This window comes from Pseudomonas sp. S3_G06 (assembly GCF_054667565.1).
This window is the reverse complement of sequence record NZ_CP162738.1, coordinates 4,379,130-4,404,738: the sequence shown is the minus strand read 5'-3', so window position 1 is coordinate 4,404,738 and position 25,609 is coordinate 4,379,130. Positions and strand designations below refer to the sequence as shown.

Genomic DNA, 25,609 nt, shown 5'->3' with positions numbered 1-25,609 from the left:
GTTTTTTGTGCCTGCGCATTTTCCGCAAACGCGAGCATGCCCTTGTAGGAGCTGCCGAAGGCTGCGATCTTTTGCCTTTGCTTCAAGGACAAGATCAAAAGATCGCAGCCTTCGGCAGCTCCTACAAGGATCGTATGTGAGTACCCCACGCAACATCCACCTGATCGTAACCGCCCGGCTGATCTCCGATTTAGGCGCCTTCCTCAACATGGTCGCGCTCGCCACTTACGTTTATTTGCTGAGCAACAGCGCCATGAGCGTCGGCATCTTCCTTGCCAGCCGCGTCGGTGGAGGAATCTTCGCCAGCCTGATCGGCACGCGCTTCTACCGGCGCTGGCAGGGCCGCGCGCCGCTGATTGCTTTCGATCTGTTGCGCGCTGCACTGCTGGGGCTACTGTTGATCACTCCGGCGAGTCAGCAGGCATGGCTGTTGCCGTTCATTGCCTTCGGCCTCGGCCTGGGCAATTCGATGTTCGCCATCGGCCTCAACAGCCAGGTGCCGCGTTTGATCGCGCCGGCGCAATTGCTCAAGGCCAATGCCTGGATCACTTCAGCCTCTTCAGCCGCCATGGTCGGCGGCAGTCTGGTGTCGGGGTTGCTGGTGGCTGCTTTGGGTTTCGAAACGGTCTTCGCCCTCAACGCGCTGACCTATGTGCTCGCGGCGCTGCTGATCGTGCCGCTGCGTTTCGAAAAAACGCACGTCAGCGAACAGCCGGAGCGCGGTGAATGGTTTGCCCTGCGGCAAGGCCTGCGTTCGACGCCAGTGGTTGCGGCAATGCTCGCGGTGACCATGGCCGACACCTTGGGCAGTGCCGCGCACAACGTCGGGTTCCCTATCATTTCGAAACTGCTCACGCCCGAGGCGGCGAGTACGACCTTGGGCCTGGCGCTTGCGGTATGGGCCAGCGGCAAACTGCTCGGCGCGCGCATCGCCAGTCACCTCAAGGGCTCGGAGAACAGCCACCTTGAAAGACGATTTTTCTGCGGCGTGGCGCTGATGTCCTGCGGTTTCATTCTGATGTTCCAGCAGCACGGCCTCTACAGTCTGCTGCTGTTCGCCTTGCCGGCCGGGCTTGGCGACGGGGTTTCCGAAGTCAGCCTGATGTCCCGTTTGCAACGGGAACCTGCGGCGTTGCGCCTGCCGATTTTCAGTGTGCTGACCTTGCTGCAGATGAGCGGTTTCGGCATCGGCATGCTGGTTGCCGCGCCGTTCTACGCGTGGTGGACGCCGGGGGCCGTGGTCATGCTGTTCCACGGCATTCCCCTCGGCACCTTGGGCGTGGTGACGCTGTTGCGGATCAGGCGCGGGCGGGTTGCGCGCAGCAGCCCGACGCCAGTTCCTTGAGGATCGGGCAGTCCGGGCGATGGTCGCCGCTGCAATGCTCGACCAGATCCTGCAGGGTGTCGCGCAACTCGCCGAGCTCGCGGATCTTCTGGTTCAGCTCGTCGATGTGCTGGCGCGCCAGTGCTTTCACATCAGCGCTGGCACGCTGGCGATCCTGCCAGAGGGTCAGCAGCTTGCCGACCTCCTCCAGAGAAAAGCCCAGATCCCGCGAGCGCTTGATAAACGCCAGCGTGTGCAGGTCATCGCTGCCGTACACGCGGTAGCCGCTTTCGGTGCGATTGGCCGCTTTGAGCAGGCCGATCGACTCGTAATAACGAATCATCTTTGCGCTCAGGCCACTCTGCCGGGCTGCTTGGCCGATGTTCATCGGTGTTCCTCCAGGTCCTTGGGTTTCCAGGTTTTCAACAGTAGCGCATTGCTCACCACGCTGACGCTCGACAGTGCCATCGCCGCGCCGGCCAGCACCGGATTAAGGAAGCCGAACACCGCCAGCGGAATGCCGATCAGGTTGTAGACAAAAGCCCAGAACAGGTTCTGGCGAATCTTCGCGTACGTTTTGCGGCTGATCTCCAGCGCTGCCGGCACCAGTCGCGGATCGCCGCGCATCAAGGTGATGCCGGCCGCGTGCATGGCGACGTCGGTGCCGCCGCCCATGGCGATGCCGATGTCGGCGGCGGCGAGGGCCGGGGCGTCGTTGATGCCATCGCCGACCATGGCGACTACGCCGGTTTTCTTCAGCTCGGCGACGGTCGCGGCCTTGTCGGCAGGCAGCACTTCGGCGTCGACATTTTGGATGCCCAGAGCCTCGGCCACCACCCGTGCGCTGCCGCGATTGTCGCCGGTCAGCAGGTGGCTCTGGATATCCCGCGCGGCAAGTTGTTGCACCGCTTGCAGAGCGCCGGGTTTCAGCGTGTCACCGAAGGCGAACAGACCCAGTACCTTCGGCTCGGGACTTTGCTCAATCAACCACGACAATGTGCGGCCTTCACTTTCCCAAGCCTCGGCGGATGCGCTCAGATCGCTGGTACCCAACCCGCTTTCGTCGAGCATCCGCCGATTGCCCAGCGCCAGGCGCCGGCCATCCAGCGTGCCGGCGATGCCGCGTCCGGTCAGCGACTGGCTGTCGCTGACATCGGGCACGTTCAAGCCGCGTTCAGCGGCTGCATCCAGCACCGCTTTGGCCAAAGGATGCTCGCTGCCGCGCTGCAACGCACCGGCCAAGGTCAGCAGATTATTTTCGTCACCATCGACCGCGCTGAAGTGCGCGATTCGCGGCGTGCCCGAGGTCAGCGTGCCGGTCTTGTCGAACACCACGCTGCTGACTTCATGGGCGCGCTCCAGCGCTTCGGCGTCCTTGATCAGAATTCCATGACGCGCGGCGACGCCGGTGCCGGCCATGATCGCCGTCGGAGTGGCGAGGCCGAGGGCGCACGGGCAGGCGATCACCAGCACGGCGACGGCATTGATCACCGCCGTTTCCAGCGGGGCGCCGTGAAGCCACCAGCCGATCAGCGTGGCCAGGGCGATCAGCAATACGGTCGGCACGAAAGTCTGGCTGACCTTGTCCACCAGTTTCTGGATCGGCGCTTTCGCTGCTTGCGCGTCTTCGACCAGACGAATGATCCGCGCCAGCACGGATTCCGCGCCGAGCGCCTGGGTGCGCACCAGCAAACGACCTTCGCCATTGATCGCGCCGCCGGTGACCTTGTCGCCCGGTTGTTTCGGCACTGGCAGGCTTTCGCCGCTGATCAGCGCTTCGTCGGCGTGGCTCTGGCCTTCGACGACATCGCCATCCACCGGGAAGCGTTCGCCGGGTTTGACCAGCACCAGATCGTCGAGGCGCAGGGCGCTGATCGCAACGTCCTGCTCACGCCCGTCGATGACTTGAATCGCGCGCTCCGGCCGCAACGCTTCGAGGGCGCGAATGGCGCTGGCGGTCTGACGTTTGGCGCGGCTTTCGAGATATTTGCCGAGCAATACCAAAGCGATGACCACCGCCGAGGCCTCGAAATACAGATGCGGCATGCGTCCGGCGGCGCTGGCCCATTCATAGACACTCAGGCCATAACCGGCGCTGGTGCCGAGGGCGACGAGCAGGTCCATGTTGCCGGCACCGGCGCGCACGGCTTTCCACGCCGCCACATAAAAGCGTGCGCCGAAGATGAATTGCACGGGAGTGGCGAGGGCGAATTGCGCCCAGGCCGGGAGCATCCAGTGAATGCCGAACGGCTGCAGTAACATCGGCAGCACCAGCGGCAGAGCGAGGGCGATCGCACAGATCAATGCCCACCGCTCACGGTGCAGGCGTTTTTGCTGGTCATCGGACTGTGGCCGTTCAGCTTGCCAGACGCTGGCCGAGTAACCGGCCTTGCTCACCGCGTCGAGCAGGGTTTGCGTATCGACCTGGCCGAGCAATTCGAGGTGCGCACGTTCGTTGGCCAGATTGACGCTGACGCTGCTCACGCCTGGGACTTTGCTCAGGGCGCGTTCGACGCGACCGACGCAGGACGCGCAAGTCATGCCGTCGATGCTCAATTCGACGGTTTGCCGGGGCACGCTGTAACCGGCGCGCTCCACGGCTTGCATCAGCGCCGGCAGGCTGTCGCCGGGCGCCTGCACCCGGGCCTGTTCGGTGGCGAGGTTGACGCTGACGGCACTGGCGCCGCTGACCTTGCGCAGCGCCCGCTCGACACGCCCGGCGCAACTGGCGCAGGTCATGCCGGCAATCGGCAGGTCGAAAGTGGTGGATTCGGACATCGGTCGCGCTCCCTGTAGTGGATGTCTACAGGATCAACCTTGCCATGCGGGCAAGGTCAAGCACCATTCCGCAAGATGTTGATCGTTCCCACGCTCCGCGTGGGAATGCCTCCTGTGACGCTCCGCGTCACGCTTCGGGACGCAGAGCGTCCATGGCTGCATTCCCACGCAGAGCGTGGGAACGATCGGCAACGGATCGGCGATTGGCTCAGTAACCCAGGCCAGCCCGCTTCAGGTACACGCCTTCGGCATTCATCGCCAGGCGGAACTTCAGCACATCCCCGGCACGCAGCACGACTTCCTGCGAACCCGGTGCGAGCATGCCGGGGTTGCAACCCGGTGCCTGGCCCGGCAGCAGTTTCAGGCGCAGCGAAACCTTGCCCGGCGGCAGGTTGAACGAAGCGCTCTGCTCCTGGAACAGGCGTGCCGAGAGTTGGTCCTGGATATACACGCCGATCTCGCACGAGGTCGCCACTTCGAGGCGCTCGCGGGAAATGATCAGTACCGCGTAATCCTCGCCGGCGGCTTGCACCTGCGGGACGGCGGCGAAAAGGCTGAGCAAGCCAAACAGGCCCAAAGCTGACCAGCGCATGGCTGAATCTCCTGAATTCGAGTCATTGATGCACGCAGCTTGGCCGAGCGCGGCGCCGATTGCCAGCCCGGCAGTTTTTCGCAGAACTTGACCTTGCCATCGTGGCAAGCCTGAGACTGCCGACAACCTCACTCAAAGGAGTCTTCCCATGCAAGTGTTCAATGTTCAAGGCATGTCCTGCGGTCATTGCGTCAAAGCCATTACTCAAGCGGTGCAAGCCATGGATCCGGCGGCCAGCGTGCGCGTCGATCTGGCAGCCAAGGAAGTCGGCGTCGAAAGCGCGCTAAGTGCCGATCAGGTCATCGCAGCGATCCGCGAAGAGGGTTATGAGGTGAAGCTCGTCTGAAATTGATCGTTAGCGAGCTATCGGAATGTTCAAGGCGTCCGGGCGCGGCTAGACTGTCGGGCTGCGACTTGCCCACCTGGATGCCTGATGAATTTCCGCACGATTTTGATACTCGGCGCCTTGAGCGCCTTCGGTCCTTTGGCGATCGACTTCTATTTACCTGCCTTCCCGGCCATGGCGCTGGCCTTCGGCACCGATGAGCAGCATGTCCAGCTGACGCTGGCGGCGTACTTCCTTGGTCTGTCTCTGGGCCAACTGGCTTACGGGCCGATTTCCGATCGTTTCGGCCGGCGACTTCCGCTGCTCAGCGGCGTTGCTCTGTTCACCCTGGCGTCATTGGCCTGCGCCTACGCGCCGAGCCTGGAATGGCTGATCGGCGCGCGTTTCGTCCAGGCACTCGGTGGCTGTGCGGGCATGGTGATTTCCCGCGCGGTGGTTGCCGACAAGTGCGACGCGGTGGGCTCGGCGAAGGTGTTTTCCCAATTGATGCTGGTGATGGGCCTGGCGCCGATTCTGGCGCCGATGCTCGGTGGGCTGCTGGTCAATACCACGGGTTGGCAGTCGATCTTTCTGGTCCTCACCGGGTTCAGTGCGGCGGCGGGTCTGGCGGTGGCGTTGGGGCTGCCGGAAAGCATGCCGGCCCACGTGCCGCGCCAGCCGTTGTCCGGTGCGTTGCGCCAGTACGCGCGACTGGTCAAGGATTCGGTCTACCTCGGCCATGCCCTGACCGGTGGCATCGCCATCGCCGGCATGTTCGCCTACATCGCCGGTTCACCGTTTGTGTTCATCAAGCTCTACGGTGTACCCGCCGAGCATTTTGGCTGGCTGTTCGGCACCAATGCGGCGGGCTTCATTCTGGTGGCGCAGGTCAATGCTCGTTTGCTGGTCAAGCGTGGTCCGGCGTTTTTGCTGGTGCGCGCGGTGTGGGTGTACTTCCTCGCCGGGCTGACGTTGCTGGCGGTGAGCGCGATGCGTCCAGAGGCCTTGTGGCCGTTGCTGATTCCGCTGTTCATCTGCATTGCCAGCCTCGGCTGCATCATTCCCAACGCCTCGGCCTGCGCGATGAACGGTCAGGGCGCCCGTGCCGGCAGTGCATCGGCAATGCTCGGTTGCCTGCAATTCAGCATCGCCGCCGGTGCCGCCGCGTTGGTGGGGGTGTTGCACGATGGCAGCGCCGTGCCGATGGCCATGGTCATCAGCCTTTGCGGTTTGCTGGTGGTGAGCGTCGCGCTGCTCACCCGGCGCTTGCAGAATGCCCGGGCGCTGGCGCAAGCCCAGGTCTGAACGCTCGACTTTGGAGCTCAGCCGGCGGCGCGCTGCTGGCTGGGTTCGGGAATCCGGTGGGGCGCGCAGAGTCGCGCTTCGAGGGTGCGAGTGAAGGCCAGAGCCTCGGCTTCACTGCGAAAGGTCACGACGTGCTGGTCCAGACGCACCTGCCATTGAGACTTTGCCACTTCTTTTATCAGGATCTTCATTGCTGACCTCCCTTGCGTAAAAGATGTATCGCAGAGGCTTCGATTGTAGACCCCGATACCCGCGCAATTGTGACAAGGGTCAAGCAACCGACTGACGGCAAAAAGCCCCGCAACCGCTCTGGCATCACGAGCGTTTGCGAGGCTTTATTTTTTTAGAAACCTTCTAAAACAATTTTCCCCTTGGCCTTGCCGCTTTCCAGCAGCTCATGGGCACGGCGCAAGTTGGCCGCGTTGATCGCGCCGAAGTGCTCGCCCAGGGTGGTCTTCAGAGTGCCGGCGTCAATCAGCTCAGCGACGCGGTTGAGCAGCTTGTGCTGTTCGATCATGTCCGGCGTTTCGAACAGCGAGCGGGTGTACATGAACTCCCAGTGCAGCGACAGGCTCTTGCGCTTGAGCAGGCTGATGTCGAGGGACTTCGGATCGTCGATCAGCGCCAGCTTGCCTTGCGGCGCGAGGGCTTCGACCAGTTGCGCCAGATGCTGGTCGGTCTGGGTCAGGCTGGCGACGTGGGTCACGCTGGCAATGCCGGCGCGTTTCAATTCTTCGCTCAGCGGCTGGCTGTGATCGATGACCAGATCGGCACCGAGTGCGCTGACCCAGTCACGGGTTTGCGCACGGGAGGCAGTGCCGATGACTTTCAGGCCGGTCAATTGCTTGGCCAATTGAGTGAGGATCGAGCCCACGCCGCCCGCCGCACCAACGATCAGCAGGCTCTGGCCTTCATCGTTGCTGCCCTCGCTGATTTGCAGGCGCTCGAAAAGCAATTCCCACGCAGTGATCGCGGTCAGCGGCAGCGCAGCGGCTTCGGCAAAACCGAGGGACTTGGGCATGTGACCGACGATGCGCTCATCGACCACGTGCAACTCGCTGTTGCCACCGGCCCGGGCAATCGAACCGGCGTAGAACACCTTGTCACCGGCCTTGAACAGGGTGACGTCGCTGCCGACCGCCTTGACCACACCGGCAACGTCCCAGCCCAGCACTTTCGCCGCGCCGTTTTCCGGCGCCGCGTTCTGCCGCACCTTGGTGTCGACCGGGTTGACCGAAATGGCTTTGACCTCCACCAGCAGGTCGCGCGGGCCAGCGACCGGTTCTGGCAGTTCAATGTCTTGCAGGGACTTGGCGTCGCTGATCGGAAGGGACGCGTAATAGGCGATGGCTTTCATGGATGGCTCCGTACAGTTGATAGAAGAAGGAAAACGGCTGAATTCGATAGAGGTCATCATTGGCTATTTCTCTGCGCGATAAAACCGGCTAAAAGAGCAGGCTCTTTCAATATTTTTTTGATAATCGAGGCGGTGCATGCTGCGTTTTGATGACTTGCAGTTGTTTGTTCGCGCGGCGGATCTGGGCAGTCTCTCAGCGGCGGCGCGGGTGATGGACATGTCGGCCGCTGTGGCCAGCGCGGCGTTGAAGCGCATCGAGCAGCAACTCGGTGCGCGGCTGCTGGCGCGGTCGACCCGCAGCCTGCGCCTGACCGCGGAGGGCGAAGGCTTCCTCGAATATGCCCGCGCCGCCCTGAGCAATCTCGACGAAGGCCGTCGACTGCTCGCCAGCGGACAGGACCAGGTCAGCGGAATTCTGCAACTGTCAGCACCCTCGGATTTCGGGCGCAATCTGCTGCTGCCGTGGCTCGACGCATTCCAACGTGAGCACCCGAAACTGACGGTGCGCCTGCTGCTTGGCGACCGCATCGCCGACCTGTTTCGGCAACCGGTGGACATCGCCCTGCGCTATGGCGAGCCGGAAGATTCCAGCCTGATCGCCTTGCCCATCGCGCCACACAATCGCCGGGTGTTGTGCGCGTCCCCCGACTATCTGGCCCGGCATGGCGAGCCGCGTCAGCTCGAACAACTGGCCCAGCACAACTGCCTTTTGTACATGCTCGGCAGCCGCGTTCATGACCACTGGAGTTTTCACGATGGCAAGCGTGAAGTCGGCCTGACCGTGAGTGGCGACCGCTTCAGCGATGACGCTGACGTCGTGCGGCTATGGGCGTTGGCCGGTGCCGGTATTGCCTACAAATCCTGGCTCGACGTCGGCGCCGATGTGCTCGCCGGACGCCTCAAAGTGCTGATGCCGGAACTGCTGTGTGAGCGCGCACCGCTGAATCTGTTGTGCGCCCATCGCGCACAATTGAGTAAGCCGGTGAACCTGCTGAGGGAGATGCTCGCCAGCCGATGCGCCGAATTGAGTAGTCAATTTCCCGGTTTCCTCAAAGTTGATCATTAGTCGCAGGCAATTAGAGAAATTTCTGTCAGGAACAATCGCCACCTGCCCAGGCCCAGGCGCAGGACGTCTGGCTTAACCCGCTTATACTAGCGCCCGCCTCATGCCTGCACTGACACCCGGCGCGCAGACCCCGTAACGCGTTGCCGGCTTTTGGTGACGGTTGCTACTTCTGCTGCCAGGTTGTGTGCCGGAGCAGCTGGTGTCGGTGGCATCCCTTGCCACCGATCCCGGGCGATTTTCGCGTGTTGGCCGATGCCCCATAACCGGCCAGGATGTCTCCGAGCGGTAGACGATACGATTCAACAGGGAGTGAACATATGGAACATGCACCGTGCATCAGCCAGATCGCGACATTGCTGGCCGACCCCAAGCGCAGCGCGATGATGTGGGCGTTGATGGATGGCTCGGCGCGGCAAGCCGAAGAGCTGGCGCTGCTGGCCGGGCTCTCGCCGTCGTCGGCCAGTGCGCATCTGGGACGCCTGTCCGCAGGGGGGCTGTTGAACATCGAAATGCGCGGGCGCAAACGCTTCTTTCGCCTGGCGGCCCCGGAAGTCGGCGCGGCGATCGAAGCACTGGCCAGCGCCACCATTGCCAGCGCGCCACGGCAAATCCCTGATGCGCTGAAACGCACGACTCCCATGGTCAGGCCACAGGCGGCGCCGTCTTCGCTGTTGCGCGCGCGGTTCTGCGACGATCATCTGGGCGGTACCCTGGCGGCCGACCTGTATCAGCGCCTGCTCGATGCCGGCTGGATCGAGCAGCTTGAGCAGCGGGTAGTGGTGACGCACAAGGGCTCCACCCGACTGGCGCAGCGCGGAGTGTTCATCCAGGCCCTGGCCCACCGCAACGTGCAGGTCGCCTGCGCCTGCCCGGACTGGAGCGAGCGCCGTCCGCACATGGGCGGTTCACTGGGCGCGGCGCTGTTGCAGTTGTTCATGCAGTCCGGCTGGCTGACCTTGCCCAACGATTCCCGCGCCTTGCAGTTGACCGCGACGGGCCAGCGCGAAATCCATCGCTTTGCCAAGGAAACCGAGCTGGTAACAGCGTTCTAGAGCGTTGCTCGGCGATGAGCTGAAGGCTGACGTCGTCCACGGCTGTGAACAGGTCGCATCCAGTACGACCTCTGTATGACCATCGCGCACACTCGATCCGGGGATTTTCCGGATGGGGGAGCACAACATGAATACACAACGCTTTAGTGCGGCTGAACGCCTGGAACGGCTGCCGCTCAGCGGCTATCACCGCGTCATTTTCATCATCATTGCCTTGGCGTTTTTCTTCGACTCCATGGATCTGGCGATGATGACTTTCCTGCTCGGCTCGATCAAAGCCGAGTTCGGCCTGAGCAGTGCACAGGCAGGGCTGCTGGCCAGCTCGAGCTTCTTCGGCATGGTGCTCGGGGCGTCGCTGTCGGGAATGCTCGCCGACCGCTTCGGGCGCAAACCGGTGTTTCAGTGGAGCATCGTGTTGTGGGGCGTGGCCAGTTACCTGTGTTCGACGGCGCAGACGGTGGAGACGCTGACGCTGTTTCGCATCCTGCTCGGAATCGGCATGGGCATGGAGTTTCCCATCGCACAGTCGATGCTGTCGGAATTGATTCCGGCGCAACGACGCGGGCGCTACATCGCCCTGATGGACGGCTTCTGGCCGCTGGGTTTTGTCGCGGCGGGCGTGCTCTCGTACTTCCTGCTGCCGCTGATTGGCTGGCGCGATATCTTCCTGGTACTGGCGGTGCCTGCGGTGTTTGTCCTGGCAATCCGCTTTTTCATCCCTGAGTCGCCGCGCTGGCTGGAACAGGCCGGGCGCGACGCCGACGCGGACAAGGTGTTGAACGGCATTGAAGCGCGGGTGCGTGCTTCGCTGAGCGGTGCGGCGTTACCGGAACCGGTTCGTTTGCCTCGCACGGTGACGCCACCGGGCAATTTCTTCTCGGCACTCAAGCAGATCTGGTCGCCGCAATATCGCCAGCGCACGACAATGATCTGGAGTCTGTGGTTCTTCGCATTGCTGGGTTTCTACGGGCTGACTTCCTGGCTCAGCGCATTGCTGCAGCAGTCAGGTTTCGCCGTGACGCAATCAGTGTATTACACCGTGCTGATCTCGCTCGGCGGGATTCCCGGCTTCCTCATGGCGGCGTGGCTGGTCGAGCGTTGGGGGCGCAAACCGGTGTGCATCGTCACCCTGCTCGGCGGCGGGGTGATGGCGTTTCTGTATGGGCAGAGCGCGGTATTCGGCGGCAACGTGGCGCTGCTGATCGGCACCGGATTGTTGATGCAGTTTTTCCTGTTCGGCATGTGGGCGGTGCTCTACACCTACACGCCGGAGCTGTACCCGACTTCGGCACGGGCAACCGGCTCGGGATTCGCCTCGGCGATCGGCCGCGTCGGCTCGCTGCTCGGGCCACTGGTGACCGGGCTGGTGTTCCCGATTACCGGGCAGGGCGGGGTGTTCGCGCTGGGCGCGGCGTGCTTTGCGATTGCGGCGGGAGTGGTGTGGCTGTTCGGGATGGAGACGCGGGGCAAGACCCTGGAAGAGCTGACCGAAGCGCAGCCATTCAAATAAACGCAGTACCCTGTGGGAGCGGGCTTGCCCGCGATGGGGCCAGCAAATTCAACATCTATGTTGACTGACAATCCGCTATCGCGGGCAAGCCCGCTCCCACAGGTATTGATGTGATTTTGCAGTTGCTTACGGTTTTACCAACCGCGCATCCAGGCTGTTCTGCGCCAGGCGCTTGGCCTGATCCTGGGTCATGCCCAGATGCTCGTGCAGCGCATGGAAGTTCTCGGTCACGTACCCGCCGAAATACGCCGGGTCATCTGAGTTCACCGTGACCTTCACGCCGCGCTCGAGCATGTCGAGGATGTTGTGCTGCGACATGTGATCGAACACGCAGAGCTTGGTGTTCGACAGCGGGCATACGGTCAGCGGAATCTGCTCGTCGATGATCCGCTGCATCAGGCGCTCGTCTTCGATGGCGCGCACGCCATGGTCGATGCGCTGGATTTTCAGCAGGTCGATGGCTTCCCAGATGTACTCCGGCGGGCCTTCTTCACCAGCGTGGGCGACGGTGAGGAAGCCTTCGTCGCGGGCGCGATCGAAGACGCGTTTGAATTTGCTCGGCGGGTGGCCCATCTCGGAACTGTCGAGCCCGACCGCGACAAACGCATCACGGAACGGCAGCGCCTGATCGAGGGTTTTCTGCGCTTCGTCTTCGCTGAGGTGGCGCAGGAAGCTGAGGATCAAACCGCTGCTGATACCCAGTTGCGTCTCGCCATCCTTGAGCGCGGCGGCGATGCCGTTGACCACCACTTCGAACGGGATGCCCCGGTCGGTGTGGGTCTGCGGATCGAAAAACGGTTCGGTATGAATCACGTTCTGTGCTTTGCAGCGCAGCAGGTAGGCCCAGGTCAGGTCGTAGAAGTCCTGCGAGGTGCGCAGCACGTCGGCGCCCTGGTAATACAGATCGAGAAATTCCTGCAGATTGTTGAAGGCGTAAGCCTTGCGCAGGGTTTCGACGTCGCTCCACGGCAGGGCGATCTTGTTGCGTTCGGCCAGGGCGAACAGCAGTTCAGGCTCCAGCGAACCTTCCAGATGCAGGTGCAGTTCGGCTTTGGGCAGGGCGTTGAGCCAGTCGTACATAGTCTTTTCTCATCAGGTGCAATGCCGGCATTCTACAGAGGCTGGCCGCAACAATTGGCAAAACCTGACCAGGTGATCGATCAAACCGCCTCTTGCTCGCGACGATAGGCATAGGTATCGGCGAAGCGCGACAGCAGGAATTCGGCGCAGGTGGTGGTCGGATATTTCGCCGGATGCTGTGCGTCCTGGCAACCGGGCAGGCATTCGATGCGCGTGTCCGGGTGCGGTTCGGCGAAGAACGGCATCGAATAGCGATCCACGCCCAGCGGGCTGATCACCCGGTGCGGCGTCGAGCGATAACGGTCGTTGCTCCAGCGCGCCATCATGTCGCCGAGGTTGACCACGAACGTGCCGTCAATCGGTGGCGCGTCGATCCATTCACCATTGATGTTCTTCACCTGCAAACCGCCGGCGCTGTCCTGATAGAGCAGGGTGATGCAGCCGTAATCGGTATGGGCGCCGGCACCTTGTTGCTCGGCGGAGCTGGCGGTGTGACGCGGCGGATAATGGATCATGCGCAACACGCTGACCGGGTCGACAAAGCGCGAATCGAAGAAGTCGCGCTCGATGCCCAGCGCAATGGTCATCGCCCGCAACAGTGTTTGCGCCAGCGCCTGCATGTCGAGGTAATGCTGCTCCATAAGAGCTTCCCAGCCGGGTTGCGCCGGGTGCCGATTGGGGCCGCGCAAGGGTTTTTCCGCGAGCACCTCGGGATGCTCGTTCGGCAGGTGCAGGCCCATGTCGAAGGTTTCTTTGAGATCGCTGGGTTTGTCCGGGTCCAGTTGCTCGGTGGCAATCGCGCCGTAGCCGCGATGGTGGCGGGTCTGAGTAATGTCGATCTTCAGTTTTTCTGTGGCGGGCAATGCAAAGAAGCGCTGGGCGTGATCGAGCAGATCGTCGATGCGCTGCGCCGAGATCGGATGGCCCTTGATGTAGAAAAAGCCCCATTCGCAACAGGCTTGGTCGATCTGCCCGGCCACCGCAGGCCAGGCATTTTCGTCGTCGCCATAGAGCGGGCTGATATCAATGATCGGAAGCTGATCCATACACAATCCTTGAATACGCTGTGTTTCCAATGTGGGAGCGAGCCTGCTCGCGAAGAGGGAGTGTCAGACAACATTTTTGTTTAATGACACACCGCTTTCGCGAGCAGGCTCGCTCCCACAGGGTTCTGTGTGGTGAATCGGGGGACTACTTCGGCATCTCGGCCTTCATGCCCTCAACGTAGTAATTCATCGAAGCCAGTTCCGCATTGGTCGCGCTCACGCCCGCGGGGATTTTTTCCACACCGGCCTGATCCTTGATCGGCCCGGTAAACGGCTGCAATGCGCCGCTCTTGATGTCGGCGATCAATTGCTCGGCTTCGGCTTTCACCGGCGCCGGCACCAGATCGCTGATCGGCAGTTCCACTGTGCCTTCCTTCAACCCGCCCCAGTAATCCTGGGATTTCCAGGTGTGATCGATCACGCTCTGCGTCGCCTGAATGTAGTGTGGCGCCCAGTCGTTGACGATCGAGGTCAGCACCGCTTTCGGGCCGAAGTGGGCCATGTCCGAGGCGTAGCCTACGGCATACACGCCGCGCCGTTCGGCAGCCTGGATCGGCGCCGGGCTGTCGGTGTGCTGGAACACCACGTCGACGCCTTGATCGATCAGCGCGTTGGCGGCGTCGGCTTCCTTGCCCGGATCGAACCAGGAGTTGACCCACACCACTTTGATTTCGGTGCCAGGGTTGTACTTGTTCAGGGCCAACTGGATGGCATTGATGTCGCGGATCACTTCCGGAATCGGGAACGAGGCGACATAGCCGATCTTCTTGGTCTTGGTCATCTTCGCCGCGAGGAAACCGCCGACGTAACGGCCCTCGTAAGTGCGCGCCAGGTAAGTGCCGAGGTTCTTGTCCTGCTTGTAGCCTGTGGCGTGTTCGAAAGTGACCTTGGGGAATTGCTTGGCGACTTTCACTGTCGGGTTCATGTAGCCGAAAGACGTGGTGAAGATCAGGTCATATTTGTCCTTGGCCATGTTGCGGATCACCCGCTCGGCGTCGGCGCCCTCGGCGACGTTTTCCACGTAGTTGGTGGTGATCTGCGTGCCGAGTTTTTCCGCCAGGGCCTTGCGCCCCTGTTCGTGCTGATACGTCCAGCCGTGGTCACCGATCGGGCCGATGTAGACGAAACCGACCTTCAGCGGATCGGCAGCGCTGGCGCTCAGGCTGATTCCCAGACCGATGGCGGCGTACAGCAGTTTGTGCAGCGGACGTATTGGCATGAACCCGAACTCCATTTTGTTGTGTGTGCTCAGGGCCAATGCAAATTGCTGACCAACAGGACAACAAACACATTTGAAAACGCGGCGCGGCCTTCGCGAGCAGGCTCGCTCCCACAGGGACGCATTTCAATGTGGGAGCGAGCCTGCTCGCGAAGAGGCCGGCAAGGCCAATAAAAGTGCATGCCTGAATCCAGCTGCCATCGCGTGGTGCGCAAAGATGTAACGAAACGTTAGCGGCGCGCGGCAGTCAGTAGCTTCATCAGCTCTTTTCGGCAAAAGGCCCGTCATGCTCTCGATCCTCAAACAAGAAAGCTTCCTGCTGCTGGCAGTCCTTGCCGCGTGCGTCGCTTATCCACTGGAACATTGGCTGCTGCACAGCGGCCAGATCGTCGCGCTGGGCGGCGGTCTGCTGCTGATCGCCTTTATTGTCGCCGCCTCGATGCGCGTCGCTCATCACGCCGAACTGCTCGCGGAAAAGGTCGGCGATCCCTACGGCACGATGATCCTCACGCTCTCGGCGGTGCTGGTCGAAGTGGTGATCCTGGCGATCATGATGAGCAACGAAGCCTCGGCAACACTGGTGCGCGACACGATTTATTCAGCGGTCATGCTCGACATCAACGGCATCCTCGGCCTCGCCGCACTGATGGGCGGGATCAAACACGGCGAGCAGTCCTACAACGACGATTCGGCGCGCAGCTACAGCGTCATGATCCTCACTGCGATGGGCGTGTCGATGGTGGTCCCGGAGTTCATTCCCGAGGCCAACTGGAAGATGTATTCGGCGTTCACCATTGGCGCGATGATGGTGCTTTACGCGCTGTTCCTGCGCATGCAGGTCGGCCCGCACAGTTACTTTTTCAGCTACAGCTACCCGGACAAACGTCGCAAGAAGGAGCCGGTCGAGCAGGAGCCGAAGTCGGTCAGCCTGGCGCTGTCGATCGGCATTCTGGTGTCGGGGGTGGTGATCATCGGCGCACTGGCCGAGGTGATGTCCAAGACTCTCGATCTGGGCCTGGAAGGCACGGGCGCGCCGCCGGTGATCACGGCGATTCTGGTGGCAGCGATTTCCGCCGCTCCGGAGATTCTGACTGCACTGCGTGCGGCACTGGCCAATCGCATGCAGTCGGTGGTCAACATTGCGATGGGCGCGTCACTGTCGACGGTGATTCTGACCGTACCGGTGATGGAAGCGATGGCGCTGTACACCGGCCAGCCGTTTCAAATGGCGATGACCCCAGTGCAAACGGTGATGATCTTCATCACCCTGATCGTCAGCGCGATCAACCTCAATGACGGCGAGACCAACGCCATTGAGGGGATGACGCACTTTGTACTGTTTGCCACGTTCATCATGCTGTCGCTACTGGGCCTTTAGGGCTGACAGATACCCATGTGGGAGCGAGCCTGCTCGCGAAAACGGTGTGTCATCCAACAAACATGTTGTCTGACACTCCTTCTTCGCGAGCAGGCTCGCTCCCACAGTTTTCAACGGCGGTGAGTCAGGTCCCGGCGATCAGTTGGCGAGCGGCTTGACTGTGATCGGCGATCAAACCTTTCAGATCCAACCCTTCAACCTGACCACCAACCACACGCCACTTGCCGCCAATCATCACTCGATCCGCCCGATCCGCGCCGCACAACAACAGCGCCGAAATCGGATCATGGCTACCGGAGAAGCGCAGTTCATCGAGCTTGAACAACGCGAGATCCGCCTGTTTGCCCACGGCGATTTCGCCGATGTCAGTGCGGCCGAGCAGGCTCGCCGAACCCTTGGTCGCCCAGCCCAGCACGCGCTCCGGGGTGATCTTTTCGGCGCCGTAGCGCAGGCGCTGGATGTACAGGGCCTGACGCGCTTCGAGGATCATGTTCGAGGCATCGTTGGACGCCGAACCGTCGACGCCAAGGCCGAACAGCGCGCCGGCGTCGGTCAGCTCGATGCTCGGGCAGATGCCGGACGCCAGGCGCATGTTCGAGCTTGGGCAGTGGCAGATGCCGGTACCGGCCTGGCCGAGGCGGGCGATTTCGTCGGGGTTGAAATGGATGCCGTGGGCCAGCCAGGTACGCGGGCCGAGCCAGCCGACGCTGTCCAGATAATCGACGGTGCGCAGACCGAAACGTTGCAGGCAGAAGTCTTCTTCATCAAGGGTTTCAGCGAGGTGGGTGTGCAGACGCACATCGAGTTTGTTCGCCAGATCAGCGCTGGCCGACATGATTTCCGGGGTCACCGAAAATGGCGAACATGGCGCCAGAGCGATCTGGATCTGTGCACCATCGCCACGCTCGTGATACTCGTGAATCAGCCGCTGGCTGTCATCAAGAATCACCTGACCTTCCTGCACCGTTTGTTGTGGAGGCAGGCCGCCGTCCTTCTCGCCAAGGCTCATCGAGCCGCGCGTGAGCATGGCGCGCATGCCCAGTTCACGCACCGTTTCGACCTGCACGTCGATGGCGTTTTCCAGACCGTCCGGGAACAGATAGTGATGGTCGGCAGCTGTGGTGCAACCTGAGAGCAGCAATTCGGCCAGCGCCACTTTGGTGGCGAGGGCGAGTTTTTCCGGGGTCAGCCGCGCCCATACCGGGTACAGGGTTTTCAGCCACGGAAACAGCGGCTGATTGACCACCGGCGCCCAGGCGCGGGTCAGGGTTTGATAGAAGTGATGGTGAGTGTTGATCAGGCCCGGCAGGATCACATGCTCGCGGGCATCGAACACTTCATTGCACGGCGCCGACGGCTGCTGACCGGCAGCGAGCACTTCGACGATCACACCGTCTTGCACGACTAGACCGCCACGGGCATCAAGCTCGTTGGAGGTGAAAATGGCGAGGGGATTTTTTAACCAGGTACGGGTCGCAGGCATTGTGGCCGGCTCCTCTGAAAGTTGGGTTCAGGGTTGCCAGCTCAGTGTTGCCCTGTCTGCTGATCCAGGGTCGCCGCGAAGGACGAGGCGCGCAGTTTCAAACAAATCGCCCCATCGGGCAAGCCCAACCCGACCGGACACCACGGTCCCGTGTAGGAGCTGCCGAAGGCTGCGATCTTTTGATCTTGATCTTGAAAATCAAAAGATCGCAGCCTTCGGCAGCTCCTACACAGGAGATTCGTAGACTTACCAGGGAATGGTTTCACCCTTGTAATTGACGAAGTGATGCCCGCCCTTGCCGGTGAATGCATTGACCTGGTCAATCAGCCCGCGAGTGCTGGTCTCGACGTCGAGATCGGCGCCTTCGCCGCCCATGTCGGTCTTCACCCAGCCCGGGTGCAGCGAAAGTACGGTCAGTTTCTGCTCGCCCAGTTGCGTGACAAAACTGTTGGTCATCGAATTCAGCGCCGCCTTGCTCGCCTTGTACAGCGCCAGTTCCGGCGCGTCGGGCATGGTCACGCTGCCGAGTACCGAACTCATGAACGCCAGCACGCCGCTGCCGTCGCGAATCTGCCCGACGAAACGCTGGGCCAGATTGATCGGCGCCACCGCGTTGGTGAAAAACAGTTGCCCGACCTCGGCCAGGGTCGCGCCGCCCGGCGTCTGCACGTCCGGGCCTTTGACCCCGGCGTTGACGAACAACAGATCGAAGGTTTCGCCCTTGAGTTTCTGGCTCAGAGCGATAACCGCTTGCTGATCGTCCATGTCGAGCTTCTCGATGCGCACGTCACCCAGCGCTTGCAGCGCCTCGGCCTTCTGCGGATTGCGCACCGTCGCGGTCACTTGCCAGCCATCGCCCAGCAGGGTCTTCACCAGACCGAGGCCCAAGCCCCGGGAGGCGCCGATGATCAGTGCGTTTTTTGCCTGAGACATGATGGGTTTCCTTGAAAGTCAGCATTCAGGATTCAATGGACACGCCTGACCGCGCCACAGTTGCAGCGCTTGGCGAAAACAGGCTTTGACCCCGGAGCATACTCCAGGCCTCTCGAGTTTCTCGAGGGTGTTTGATCAGAAACAATCATGAGGCGTGCTCCAGGTGTTGCCGGTGCGGACGCCTTCGCGAGCAGGCCCGCTCTGACATCAACTAATGTCCCGCCTGCCACGGCTGCCCCAGCGAAACCGGCGCATACAACCGAGTGCGCACGGCATCGCGGGACAGCAGCACCAGCACCAAAATCGTCGCCACATACGGCAGCATCGCCAGCAGGCTCGAAGGAATCGCCAGTCCCAATCCCTGTGCCACCAAGTGCAGGATGCTGGCGAGGCCGAACAGATACGCCCCAAGCAACAACCGCCACACCCGCCAACTGGCAAACACCACCAGCGCTAGAGCGATCCAGCCGCGCCCGGCGGTCATGTTCTCTGCCCACATCGGTGTGTAGGCCAACGATAGATAGGCCCCGGCCAGCCCGGCCATTGCTCCGCCGAACAACACCGCCAAGGTGCGTACGGTCAGCACCGGCAAGCCCATGGCGCTGGCCGCATCCGGGTTTTCACCGACCGCTTGAATGATCAGGCCGACACGACTTTTGATGATCACCCACGCCACCAGCGCAAACAGGGCGAACGACAGATACACCAGCAGATCCTGGGCAAACAGCATCCGCCCGATCAGCGGGATCTCACTCAGATACGGAATCGCCAGAGGCTCGAAACCCGCCAGCGGCTTACCCACCCATGCCGCGCCGACAACCGTCGAAAGCCCGACACCAAAGATCGTCAGGGCCAGCCCGGTCGCCACCTGATTGGCGTTGAACACCAGCGCGACCAGGGCAAACAGTGACGACAACAACATCCCGGCCGACATCGCCAACAGCACACCCAGCCACAGGTTGCCGCTGTTCAGCGCGACGATAAAACCGATCACCGCACCGAACAGCATCATGCCTTCCTGGCCGAGGTTGAGGACGCCGCTTTTCTCGCAGATCAACTCACCCAAAGCCACCAGCAACAGCGGCGTGCCGCAGCGGACCATCGCGTAGAAAATATTGCTCAACAGATCGATATCCATCACAGCGCTCCGGCGGTTACGGCAGGGGTCGAGGCGCGCCGGGTCCAGCGCAGTTTCAGGCGTGGCCGATAGAGAATCAGCACGTCACAGGCGAGCAGGAAAAACAGCATCATGCCCTGGAACAATTGGGTGATCGCTTGCGGCAGATTGAGCGACATCTGCGCGCTCTCGCCGCCGATGTACAGCAGCGCCATGAGCAGACTGGAGAACAGAATGCCAAGCGGATTCAACCGTCCGAGGAACGCCACGGTGATCGCTGCGTAGCCATAGCCCGGCGACACTTGGGGCACCAGTTGGCCGATCGGCCCGGTCACTTCGCAGACCCCGGCGAGCCCGGCCAGACCACCGCTGATCAACAGCGCCAGCCAGATCAGGCGCTTCTCGCGAAAGCCGACAAAACCTGCCGCACGTTTGTCCAGCCCGAGCACTTTGATCTGGAAGCCGATAAAGCTTTTCTGCAACAACACCCACACCGCAACCAGCGCGAGCAGGGCGAAATACACGCCGGCATGCACGCGGCCGTCCTCCAGCAGCAGCGGCAAACGACTGGCGTCGCCGAACATCGCCGACTCGGGAAAATTGAAGCCCGCCGGATCCTTCAACGGCCCGTGCACGCAGAACAGCAGCAGGTTCAGCGCGATGTAGTTGAGCATGATGCTGGTGAGGATTTCGTTGGCATTGAAGCGCGTGCGCAGCCATGCGGTGAGCCCGGCCCATGCGGCGCCCGCCAGCGTCCCCGTCAGCAGAATCAGCACCAGCGCCCAGCGACTTTGCATACCAATAATGTTCACCGCCAGAGCACTGCCGGCCAGTGCGCCGAGAAGCAGCTGGCCTTCGGCGCCGATGTTCCAGATCCGCGCCTGATAGGCCACGGCCAGGCCCAGTGCGCAGAGCAGAATCGGCAGCGCCTTGACCAGCAATTCAGACACGCCATACAAATCGCTGACCGGTGCGATCAGCAGTGTGTGCAAGGTTTGCAGTGGGTCGTGGCCCAGCGCGATGAACAACAGCGAGCCGCAGCCGAGGGTCAGGGCCGCCGCCAATAACGGCGAGCACCACAGCATCAGGCGCGATTGCTGGCCACGGGGTTCGAGAGAAAGCAGCATGGTTGGAACTCCGTTAAACCGAGGCGGCGCGAGGTGAGTGATCGAACTGGCCGGCCATCCACGCGCCGACATCGCTCAGTTGTGTAGCGCTGGTGTCTTGCAGTGCCGACAGACGCCCGCCGCACAGCGCGCCGAGGCGATCGCTGATCTGGAACAGCTCATCGAGGTCTTCGGAAATCACCAGAATCGCCGCGCCGGCATCGCGCAGGGCGATCAAGGCGCGATGGATGGTGGCGGCGGCGCCAACGTCGACGCCCCAGGTCGGGTGCGCGGCGATCAGCAGTTTCGGTTGCTGAAGAATTTCCCGGCCGAGGATGAATTTCTGCAAGTTGCCGCCGGACAGGCTGCGCGCAGCCGTTTGCGTGTCCGGGGTCTTCACGCCGAAACGCTGGATGATCTGCTGCGCGAGCGCTTCGACTTTGCCGCGTTGAATCAACCCGTGGCTGACCAGTCCGTGCTGGAAAGCACTGAGCAGGGCGTTATCGGCCAGACTCAACTCCGGCACCGCGCCGTGGCCGAGGCGTTCGGCCGGCACGAAGGCCAGACCGAGTTTGCGCCGCGCATCCGGGCGCAGGTCAGCGACGTTTCTATCTGCGAAGCGCAGGGTCGCCGCTTGCGCACGAGGCAAGGGCTGCTCGCCGCTGAGCAGGGCGAGCAGCTCATCCTGACCATTGCCCGCGACCCCGGCGATGCCGACGATTTCGCCGCTGCGCACTTGCAGGTCGATGTCGGTCAACGAGCAACCGAACGGATCCGGGTTGTGCCAGCTCAAACCCTGCACCTGCAGAAACGCCGCGCCACCGCTGACCTTCGGATACTCGCCAATCAAAGCCGCCGCTTCACCGACCATCATTTGCGCCAGTTGCTGGTCCGAACATTCGGCGGGCTCGCAATGCCCGGCAACCCGGCCGCCGCGCAGCACCGTGGCGCTATGGCACAAGGCGCGCACTTCACCGAGCTTGTGGCTGATAAACAGAATGCTGCAGCCCTCATCGGCGAGGCGCCGCAGGGTGATGAACAATTCGTCCGCCTCTTGCGGCGTCAGTACTGAGGTCGGCTCGTCGAGAATCAGCAGGCGGATGTCCTGCATCAGGCAACGGATGATTTCCACCCGCTGGCGCTCGCCGATCGACAGGCTGTGGACAAGTCGCTCCGGCTCCAGCGCCATGCCGTAACGCCGCGAGACTTCGCGAATCTTCGGCTCCAGTTGCTTCGGCGTGCCGGCCGCCGCGCCCATCGCCAGGGCAATGTTCTGCGCGACGCTGAGGGTTTCGAACAGCGAGAAATGCTGGAACACCATGCCAACGCCCAACTGCCGCGCCTGCGCCGGGTTGCGCATCTGCACGCGCTGCCCCTCCCAGAGCATTTCACCGCTGTCGCACTGGGTGACCCCGTAAATGATCTTCATCAACGTACTTTTGCCCGCGCCGTTTTCACCGAGCAGGGCATGGATCTCACCCGGCGCGATGCTCAGGTCGATGGCGTCGTTGGCCAGACAACCGGGGTAGCGTTTGCTGATCTGGCGCAGTTGCAGGCGCGGCGGGGAAGGGGCGATGGACATGACAGGCTCGACTGACTTGGAGTTGTGCCTGTGGATAAAGCAATTTCCTGGCCATTGAGTCAGGAACGCTTGCGGAGCCAGTCCGCAAGTGCCGACAGCAGCGCATCGGCGGGCATTTTGTCTTTCTCTCGAGCACCAATTCAGCGCAAAGCCATTGAACAGGCTCCAGTTTTGCCCGCTTGCAGTTGGTTAAAAAACGAGCAACTGCCTGGGAGCCAGACAGATCCAGCGGCTGCGGCGGTCATGAACGGCTTATCCACAGGTTGCTCCACAGTAATTGTGCGCAAGCGCCGAGGGTGGGCATAAGCACTGCGATGCTTTGTTCTAATGGTCATAAACGAAGGTAACTGTTTGTTTTTACGCTGGATTTCCCTTTCGTCGGGTCAATTGAACGAAAATTGAACAAATCGCGCAAAGCCGCATGACAGAAGGGTTACAGCGGTGTGTGCTCAGGTTATCCACAGTCGGGTGCACAGCAGGTGTGGGCAAGTCGCCAATTGGGGAATGCCCTGAAAAAGATCGCAGCGTTCCGCAGCTCCTACAATCGGAATGCGATCCCCTGTAGGAGCTGCCGAAGGCTGCGATCTTTTGATCTTTTGATCTTCCACTCTCAACGCTGCAACAAAATCCGCCCCCGGCTCAGATCCGCCAACTGACCCTGCAACACGTCGATCTGTGCTTGCCCCACCGCCAACTTCAACTCCACCCCATTGGCCGTGAAGTTTTCCTCCACCACCAATCCACCGAGATCGGCCACGCGCAACTTCACCAGTGCCAACTCGGCAAATCCGCAAGCGCAAGTCAGCGGCACGCGGCTGATCAGCTCGACTTTCTGCGCCGCTTGCAGGCACTTGTTGGCGCCACCGCCATAGGCCCGGGCCAAACCGCCGGTGCCCAGTTGAATGCCGCCGTACCAGCGAATCACCAGCACCGCGACCTGATCGCAGTCCTGCGCTTCGATCGCCGCCAGAATAGGGCGTCCGGCCGTGCCGCCGGGTTCGCCATCGTCAGTGCTGCGGTATTGCGCGCCGAGTTTCCACGCCCAGCAATTGTGCGTGGCATTCAAATCGCTGTGCTGCTCGAAAAACGCCTGCGCATCGGCGGGGCTGCTGATCGGCGTCGCCAGAGTGATGAAACGGCTTTTGCGAATCTCTTCGCGGTACTCGCAAAAACCGCTGAGGGTGAAAGGCATAAACGTCTTATAGAGAAGGAGTGAGGCCGCAGCCTTTGAGAATGATGCGGATCAGGTTGTTGCCGGCGTCTTCCATGTCCTGCTTGGTCAACTTGTTGCGCCCGGTGACGCGGCAGATCTGCGTGGCGAAGTCGGCGTAATGCTGAGTGCTGCCCCACAGCAGGAAAATCAGGTGCACCGGATCGACCGGGTCCATTTTGCCCGCATCGATCCACGCCTGAAACACCGCCGCGCGCCCGGTGAACCAGGCGCGGTAGTCCTGATTGAAATATTCGCTCAGGCATTCGCCGCCGCTGATCACTTCCATGGCGAAGATTCGCGAAGCCTGTGGCTGGCGCCGGGAGAATTCCATCTTCGCGCGGATGTAGCGGGTCAGTGCTTCGGCCGGGTCATCCTCGGCAGTGAGGGTGTTGAAGGTGCTGTCCCACAACTCGATGATGTTGCTCAGCACCGCCACATACAAACCGAGCTTGTTGGTGAAGTAGTAATGCAGGTTGGCCTTGGGCAGCCCGGCATTCTGCGCGATGGTGTTCATGCTGGTGCCTTTGAACCCGTGACGGGCGAACTCGTCTTCGGCGGCTTTGAGAATGGTCTCTTCGTTCTTCTGACGAATGCGGCTGGCGGGTTTGCCGCCGTGGGCTGGGACTTCAAAGGTCATAGGCACTTCCGGGATTGTCTGTGGGTGCAACCAGTTGCGTTGATAGCGCACCCACAGGCATCCGACAAGTCCTTGCGCGGAAAAACAGTTACGCCTGTTCGATCTTGTTCAATGACGCGGGGCTTTTTGCCTCAGCGGTTTTGCCTTCCGGCAACAACAGACACAGGATGATTGCCGTCAGCCCGCCGCTGGTGATCGCCGAGTCGAACAGGTTCTGCACCAGTTTCGGCAGCAGGTGCAGCAGGTTCGGTTGCGCGGCGATGCCGAGGCCGACGCCGAACGAAGTGGCGATGATCAACATGCTGCGCCGGTCCAGCGGCGACTGCGCGAGAATGCGCACGCCCGCCGCCGCCACAGCGCCGAACATCACCAGCGTTGCACCGCCCAGCACCGGTTTCGGGATTTGTTGCAGCACCGCACCGATCATCGGGAACAGGCCGAGGCAGAACAGGATCGCGCCGATGTACAGGCCGACGTAGCGGCTGGCAACGCCGGTCAATTGGATCACGCCGTTGTTCTGCGCGAACGTTGTGTTGGGGAAAGCGCTGAAAGTCGCCGCGATCATGCAACTGACACCATCACCGAGCACGCCACCGCGCAAGCGGCTTATATAAGAAGGGCCGCTGATCGGTTGGCGGGCAAGCATGCAATTGGCGGTGAGGTCGCCGACGGTTTCGATGGTGCTGATCAGGTAAATCAGCGCGACCGGCAGGAAAGCCGTCCAGTCGAAGTTGAATCCGAACTTGAACGGCGTAGGAAAACTCACCAGTGGCAAGTCAGGCAACGGCTGCGGGACCAGTTTCCCGCTGAACCACGCCGCGAGGCTGCCGAGCACCAGTCCGATGATGATCGCCGACAGTCGCACCCACGGCGTATTCGAGCGGTTGAGCAGAATGATCGTCAGCAGCACAAACACGCCCAAGGCCAGATTGCCCGGCGTGCCGAAGTCCGGCGCGTTGAAGCCGCCACCCAGATCGGTGATGCCGACCTTGATCAGGCTGATGCCGATCAGCGTGATGACGATGCCGGTCACCAGCGGTGTCACCACTCGGCGCAACTGACCGATGAAGCGGCTGAGCACGATCTGCACGATTGCGCCGAAAAAGCACACGCCGAAAATCATCGCCAGAATATCTTCCGGGCTGCCGCCGCGCTGCTTGACCAGAAACCCGGCCGACAGCACCGCACCGAGAAACGCGAAACTGGTGCCTTGCAGACAGATCATCCCCGCGCCAATGCCGAACGGTCGCCGCGCCTGGATAAAGGTGCCGACGCCCGAGACCATCAGCGCCATGCTGATCAGGTACGGTAGATGCGCGGTCAGCCCGAGCGCGGAACCGATCACCAGTGGCGGGGTGATGATGCCGACGAAACTGGCGAGCACGTGTTGCAGCGCGGCGAGAATGGCGGCGAGTGGTTTGGGGCGGTCGTTGAGGCCGTAGATCAGTTCACTGGACGAGTCGGAATCTGGCTGCATGGCTTTGGCTTCTTGAAGGAGAGTTATCC

General features: G+C 61.8%; 23 protein-coding genes. 7 read left to right on the top strand and 16 right to left on the bottom strand.

Annotation, left to right across the window (positions count from 1 at the left end; all coding sequences use genetic code 11):
* The first annotated feature begins 136 nt into the window (after positions 1-136).
* Positions 137-1,345: an MFS transporter gene (locus tag AB4N47_RS19775; RefSeq protein WP_341638541.1), complete on the top strand. Its 1,209-nt coding sequence runs from the start codon at positions 137-139 to the stop codon at positions 1,343-1,345.
* On the opposite strand, the gene cueR is transcribed toward AB4N47_RS19775, so the two are convergent.
* From cueR to AB4N47_RS19760, 3 genes are all read right to left on the bottom strand, one after another.
* Complete coding sequence (cueR, locus tag AB4N47_RS19770; protein ID WP_122748096.1) at positions 1,299-1,712, bottom strand: Cu(I)-responsive transcriptional regulator; 414 nt, start codon at positions 1,710-1,712, stop codon at positions 1,299-1,301. The two genes, AB4N47_RS19775 and cueR, sit on opposite strands and share 47 nt — an antisense overlap.
* Positions 1,709-4,102 carry a copper resistance metal-translocating P1-type ATPase CueA gene (cueA, locus tag AB4N47_RS19765; protein ID WP_341638542.1) on the bottom strand — a complete coding sequence of 798 codons (2,394 nt, stop codon included), beginning with the start codon at positions 4,100-4,102 and terminating at the stop codon, positions 1,709-1,711. Before cueA ends, cueR begins: the two co-directional genes overlap by 4 nt.
* 208 nt (positions 4,103-4,310) lie before the next feature.
* Positions 4,311-4,694 carry a hypothetical protein gene (locus AB4N47_RS19760; protein ID WP_341638543.1) on the bottom strand — a complete coding sequence of 128 codons (384 nt, stop codon included), beginning with the start codon at positions 4,692-4,694 and terminating at the stop codon, positions 4,311-4,313.
* A 148-nt stretch (positions 4,695-4,842) separates the two neighbouring features.
* Here AB4N47_RS19760 and AB4N47_RS19755 point away from each other — a divergent pair, with 148 nt between their 5' ends.
* Together AB4N47_RS19755 and AB4N47_RS19750 are read left to right on the top strand one after the other, a co-directional pair.
* Positions 4,843-5,040, top strand: coding sequence for a heavy-metal-associated domain-containing protein (locus AB4N47_RS19755; protein ID WP_341638544.1), 198 nt, complete (start codon positions 4,843-4,845; stop codon positions 5,038-5,040).
* An 87-nt stretch (positions 5,041-5,127) separates the two neighbouring features.
* A complete protein-coding gene (locus AB4N47_RS19750; protein WP_341638545.1) occupies positions 5,128-6,324 on the top strand; it encodes a multidrug effflux MFS transporter in 1,197 nt (398 codons plus the stop codon).
* 17 nt (positions 6,325-6,341) lie between these two features.
* Here AB4N47_RS19750 and AB4N47_RS19745 read toward each other — a convergent pair whose 3' ends face one another.
* Both AB4N47_RS19745 and AB4N47_RS19740 read right to left on the bottom strand, forming a co-directional pair.
* Positions 6,342-6,515, bottom strand: coding sequence for a hypothetical protein (locus AB4N47_RS19745; RefSeq protein ID WP_016771823.1), 174 nt, complete (start codon positions 6,513-6,515; stop codon positions 6,342-6,344).
* Positions 6,516-6,667: 152 nt separating this feature from the next.
* Positions 6,668-7,681 carry a zinc-binding alcohol dehydrogenase family protein gene (locus AB4N47_RS19740; RefSeq protein ID WP_341638546.1) on the bottom strand — a complete coding sequence of 338 codons (1,014 nt, stop codon included), beginning with the start codon at positions 7,679-7,681 and terminating at the stop codon, positions 6,668-6,670.
* A gap of 136 nt (positions 7,682-7,817) precedes the next feature.
* Between AB4N47_RS19740 and AB4N47_RS19735 the strand changes: the two genes are divergently transcribed.
* The 3 genes from AB4N47_RS19735 to AB4N47_RS19725 all read left to right on the top strand — a co-directional run bounded on the left by AB4N47_RS19735 (position 7,818) and on the right by AB4N47_RS19725 (position 11,309).
* Positions 7,818-8,747 (top strand): LysR family transcriptional regulator, encoded by a 930-nt coding sequence (locus tag AB4N47_RS19735; protein WP_016771820.1) that lies wholly within the window; start codon positions 7,818-7,820, stop codon positions 8,745-8,747.
* 317 nt (positions 8,748-9,064) lie between these two features.
* The gene (locus tag AB4N47_RS19730; protein WP_341638547.1) at positions 9,065-9,799 is read left to right on the top strand and encodes an ArsR/SmtB family transcription factor; all 735 of its coding nucleotides are present in this window, start codon (positions 9,065-9,067) and stop codon (positions 9,797-9,799) included.
* A 127-nt stretch (positions 9,800-9,926) separates the two neighbouring features.
* Positions 9,927-11,309: an MFS transporter gene (locus AB4N47_RS19725; RefSeq protein WP_341638548.1), complete on the top strand. Its 1,383-nt coding sequence runs from the start codon at positions 9,927-9,929 to the stop codon at positions 11,307-11,309.
* A gap of 126 nt (positions 11,310-11,435) precedes the next feature.
* On the opposite strand, the gene AB4N47_RS19720 is transcribed toward AB4N47_RS19725, so the two are convergent.
* From AB4N47_RS19720 to AB4N47_RS19710, 3 genes are all read right to left on the bottom strand, one after another.
* Positions 11,436-12,389, bottom strand: coding sequence for an adenosine deaminase (locus AB4N47_RS19720; protein WP_460154317.1), 954 nt, complete (start codon positions 12,387-12,389; stop codon positions 11,436-11,438).
* Positions 12,390-12,469: 80 nt separating this feature from the next.
* The gene (locus AB4N47_RS19715; protein ID WP_341638549.1) at positions 12,470-13,435 is read right to left on the bottom strand and encodes a 2-oxoglutarate and iron-dependent oxygenase domain-containing protein; all 966 of its coding nucleotides are present in this window, start codon (positions 13,433-13,435) and stop codon (positions 12,470-12,472) included.
* A 145-nt stretch (positions 13,436-13,580) separates the two neighbouring features.
* Complete coding sequence (locus tag AB4N47_RS19710; protein WP_016771815.1) at positions 13,581-14,654, bottom strand: BMP family ABC transporter substrate-binding protein; 1,074 nt, start codon at positions 14,652-14,654, stop codon at positions 13,581-13,583.
* Positions 14,655-14,940: 286 nt separating this feature from the next.
* Between AB4N47_RS19710 and AB4N47_RS19705 the strand changes: the two genes are divergently transcribed.
* A complete protein-coding gene (locus AB4N47_RS19705) occupies positions 14,941-16,032 on the top strand; it encodes a calcium:cation antiporter (protein WP_341638550.1) in 1,092 nt (363 codons plus the stop codon).
* Between the two features lie 124 nt (positions 16,033-16,156).
* Here the strand turns inward: AB4N47_RS19705 and AB4N47_RS19700 are convergent, their stop codons facing one another.
* From AB4N47_RS19700 to AB4N47_RS19665, 8 genes are all read right to left on the bottom strand, one after another.
* Positions 16,157-17,515 carry an 8-oxoguanine deaminase gene (locus tag AB4N47_RS19700; protein WP_186569822.1) on the bottom strand — a complete coding sequence of 453 codons (1,359 nt, stop codon included), beginning with the start codon at positions 17,513-17,515 and terminating at the stop codon, positions 16,157-16,159.
* Between the two features lie 246 nt (positions 17,516-17,761).
* Positions 17,762-18,448, bottom strand: coding sequence for an SDR family oxidoreductase (locus AB4N47_RS19695; RefSeq protein ID WP_016771812.1), 687 nt, complete (start codon positions 18,446-18,448; stop codon positions 17,762-17,764).
* A 211-nt stretch (positions 18,449-18,659) separates the two neighbouring features.
* Complete coding sequence (locus AB4N47_RS19690) at positions 18,660-19,586, bottom strand: ABC transporter permease (RefSeq protein WP_341638551.1); 927 nt, start codon at positions 19,584-19,586, stop codon at positions 18,660-18,662.
* The gene (locus AB4N47_RS19685; RefSeq protein WP_122699960.1) at positions 19,586-20,692 is read right to left on the bottom strand and encodes an ABC transporter permease subunit; all 1,107 of its coding nucleotides are present in this window, start codon (positions 20,690-20,692) and stop codon (positions 19,586-19,588) included. The genes AB4N47_RS19690 and AB4N47_RS19685 overlap by 1 nt, the downstream gene beginning before the upstream one ends.
* 13 nt (positions 20,693-20,705) lie before the next feature.
* The gene (locus AB4N47_RS19680) at positions 20,706-22,253 is read right to left on the bottom strand and encodes an ABC transporter ATP-binding protein (protein WP_341638552.1); all 1,548 of its coding nucleotides are present in this window, start codon (positions 22,251-22,253) and stop codon (positions 20,706-20,708) included.
* A 610-nt stretch (positions 22,254-22,863) separates the two neighbouring features.
* Positions 22,864-23,445, bottom strand: coding sequence for an IMPACT family protein (locus AB4N47_RS19675; protein ID WP_341638553.1), 582 nt, complete (start codon positions 23,443-23,445; stop codon positions 22,864-22,866).
* Positions 23,446-23,452: 7 nt separating this feature from the next.
* Positions 23,453-24,103, bottom strand: coding sequence for a TetR/AcrR family transcriptional regulator (locus tag AB4N47_RS19670; protein ID WP_341638554.1), 651 nt, complete (start codon positions 24,101-24,103; stop codon positions 23,453-23,455).
* An 88-nt stretch (positions 24,104-24,191) separates the two neighbouring features.
* Complete coding sequence (locus AB4N47_RS19665; RefSeq protein ID WP_341638555.1) at positions 24,192-25,580, bottom strand: uracil-xanthine permease family protein; 1,389 nt, start codon at positions 25,578-25,580, stop codon at positions 24,192-24,194.
* Between the last annotated feature and the right edge of the window lie 29 nt (positions 25,581-25,609).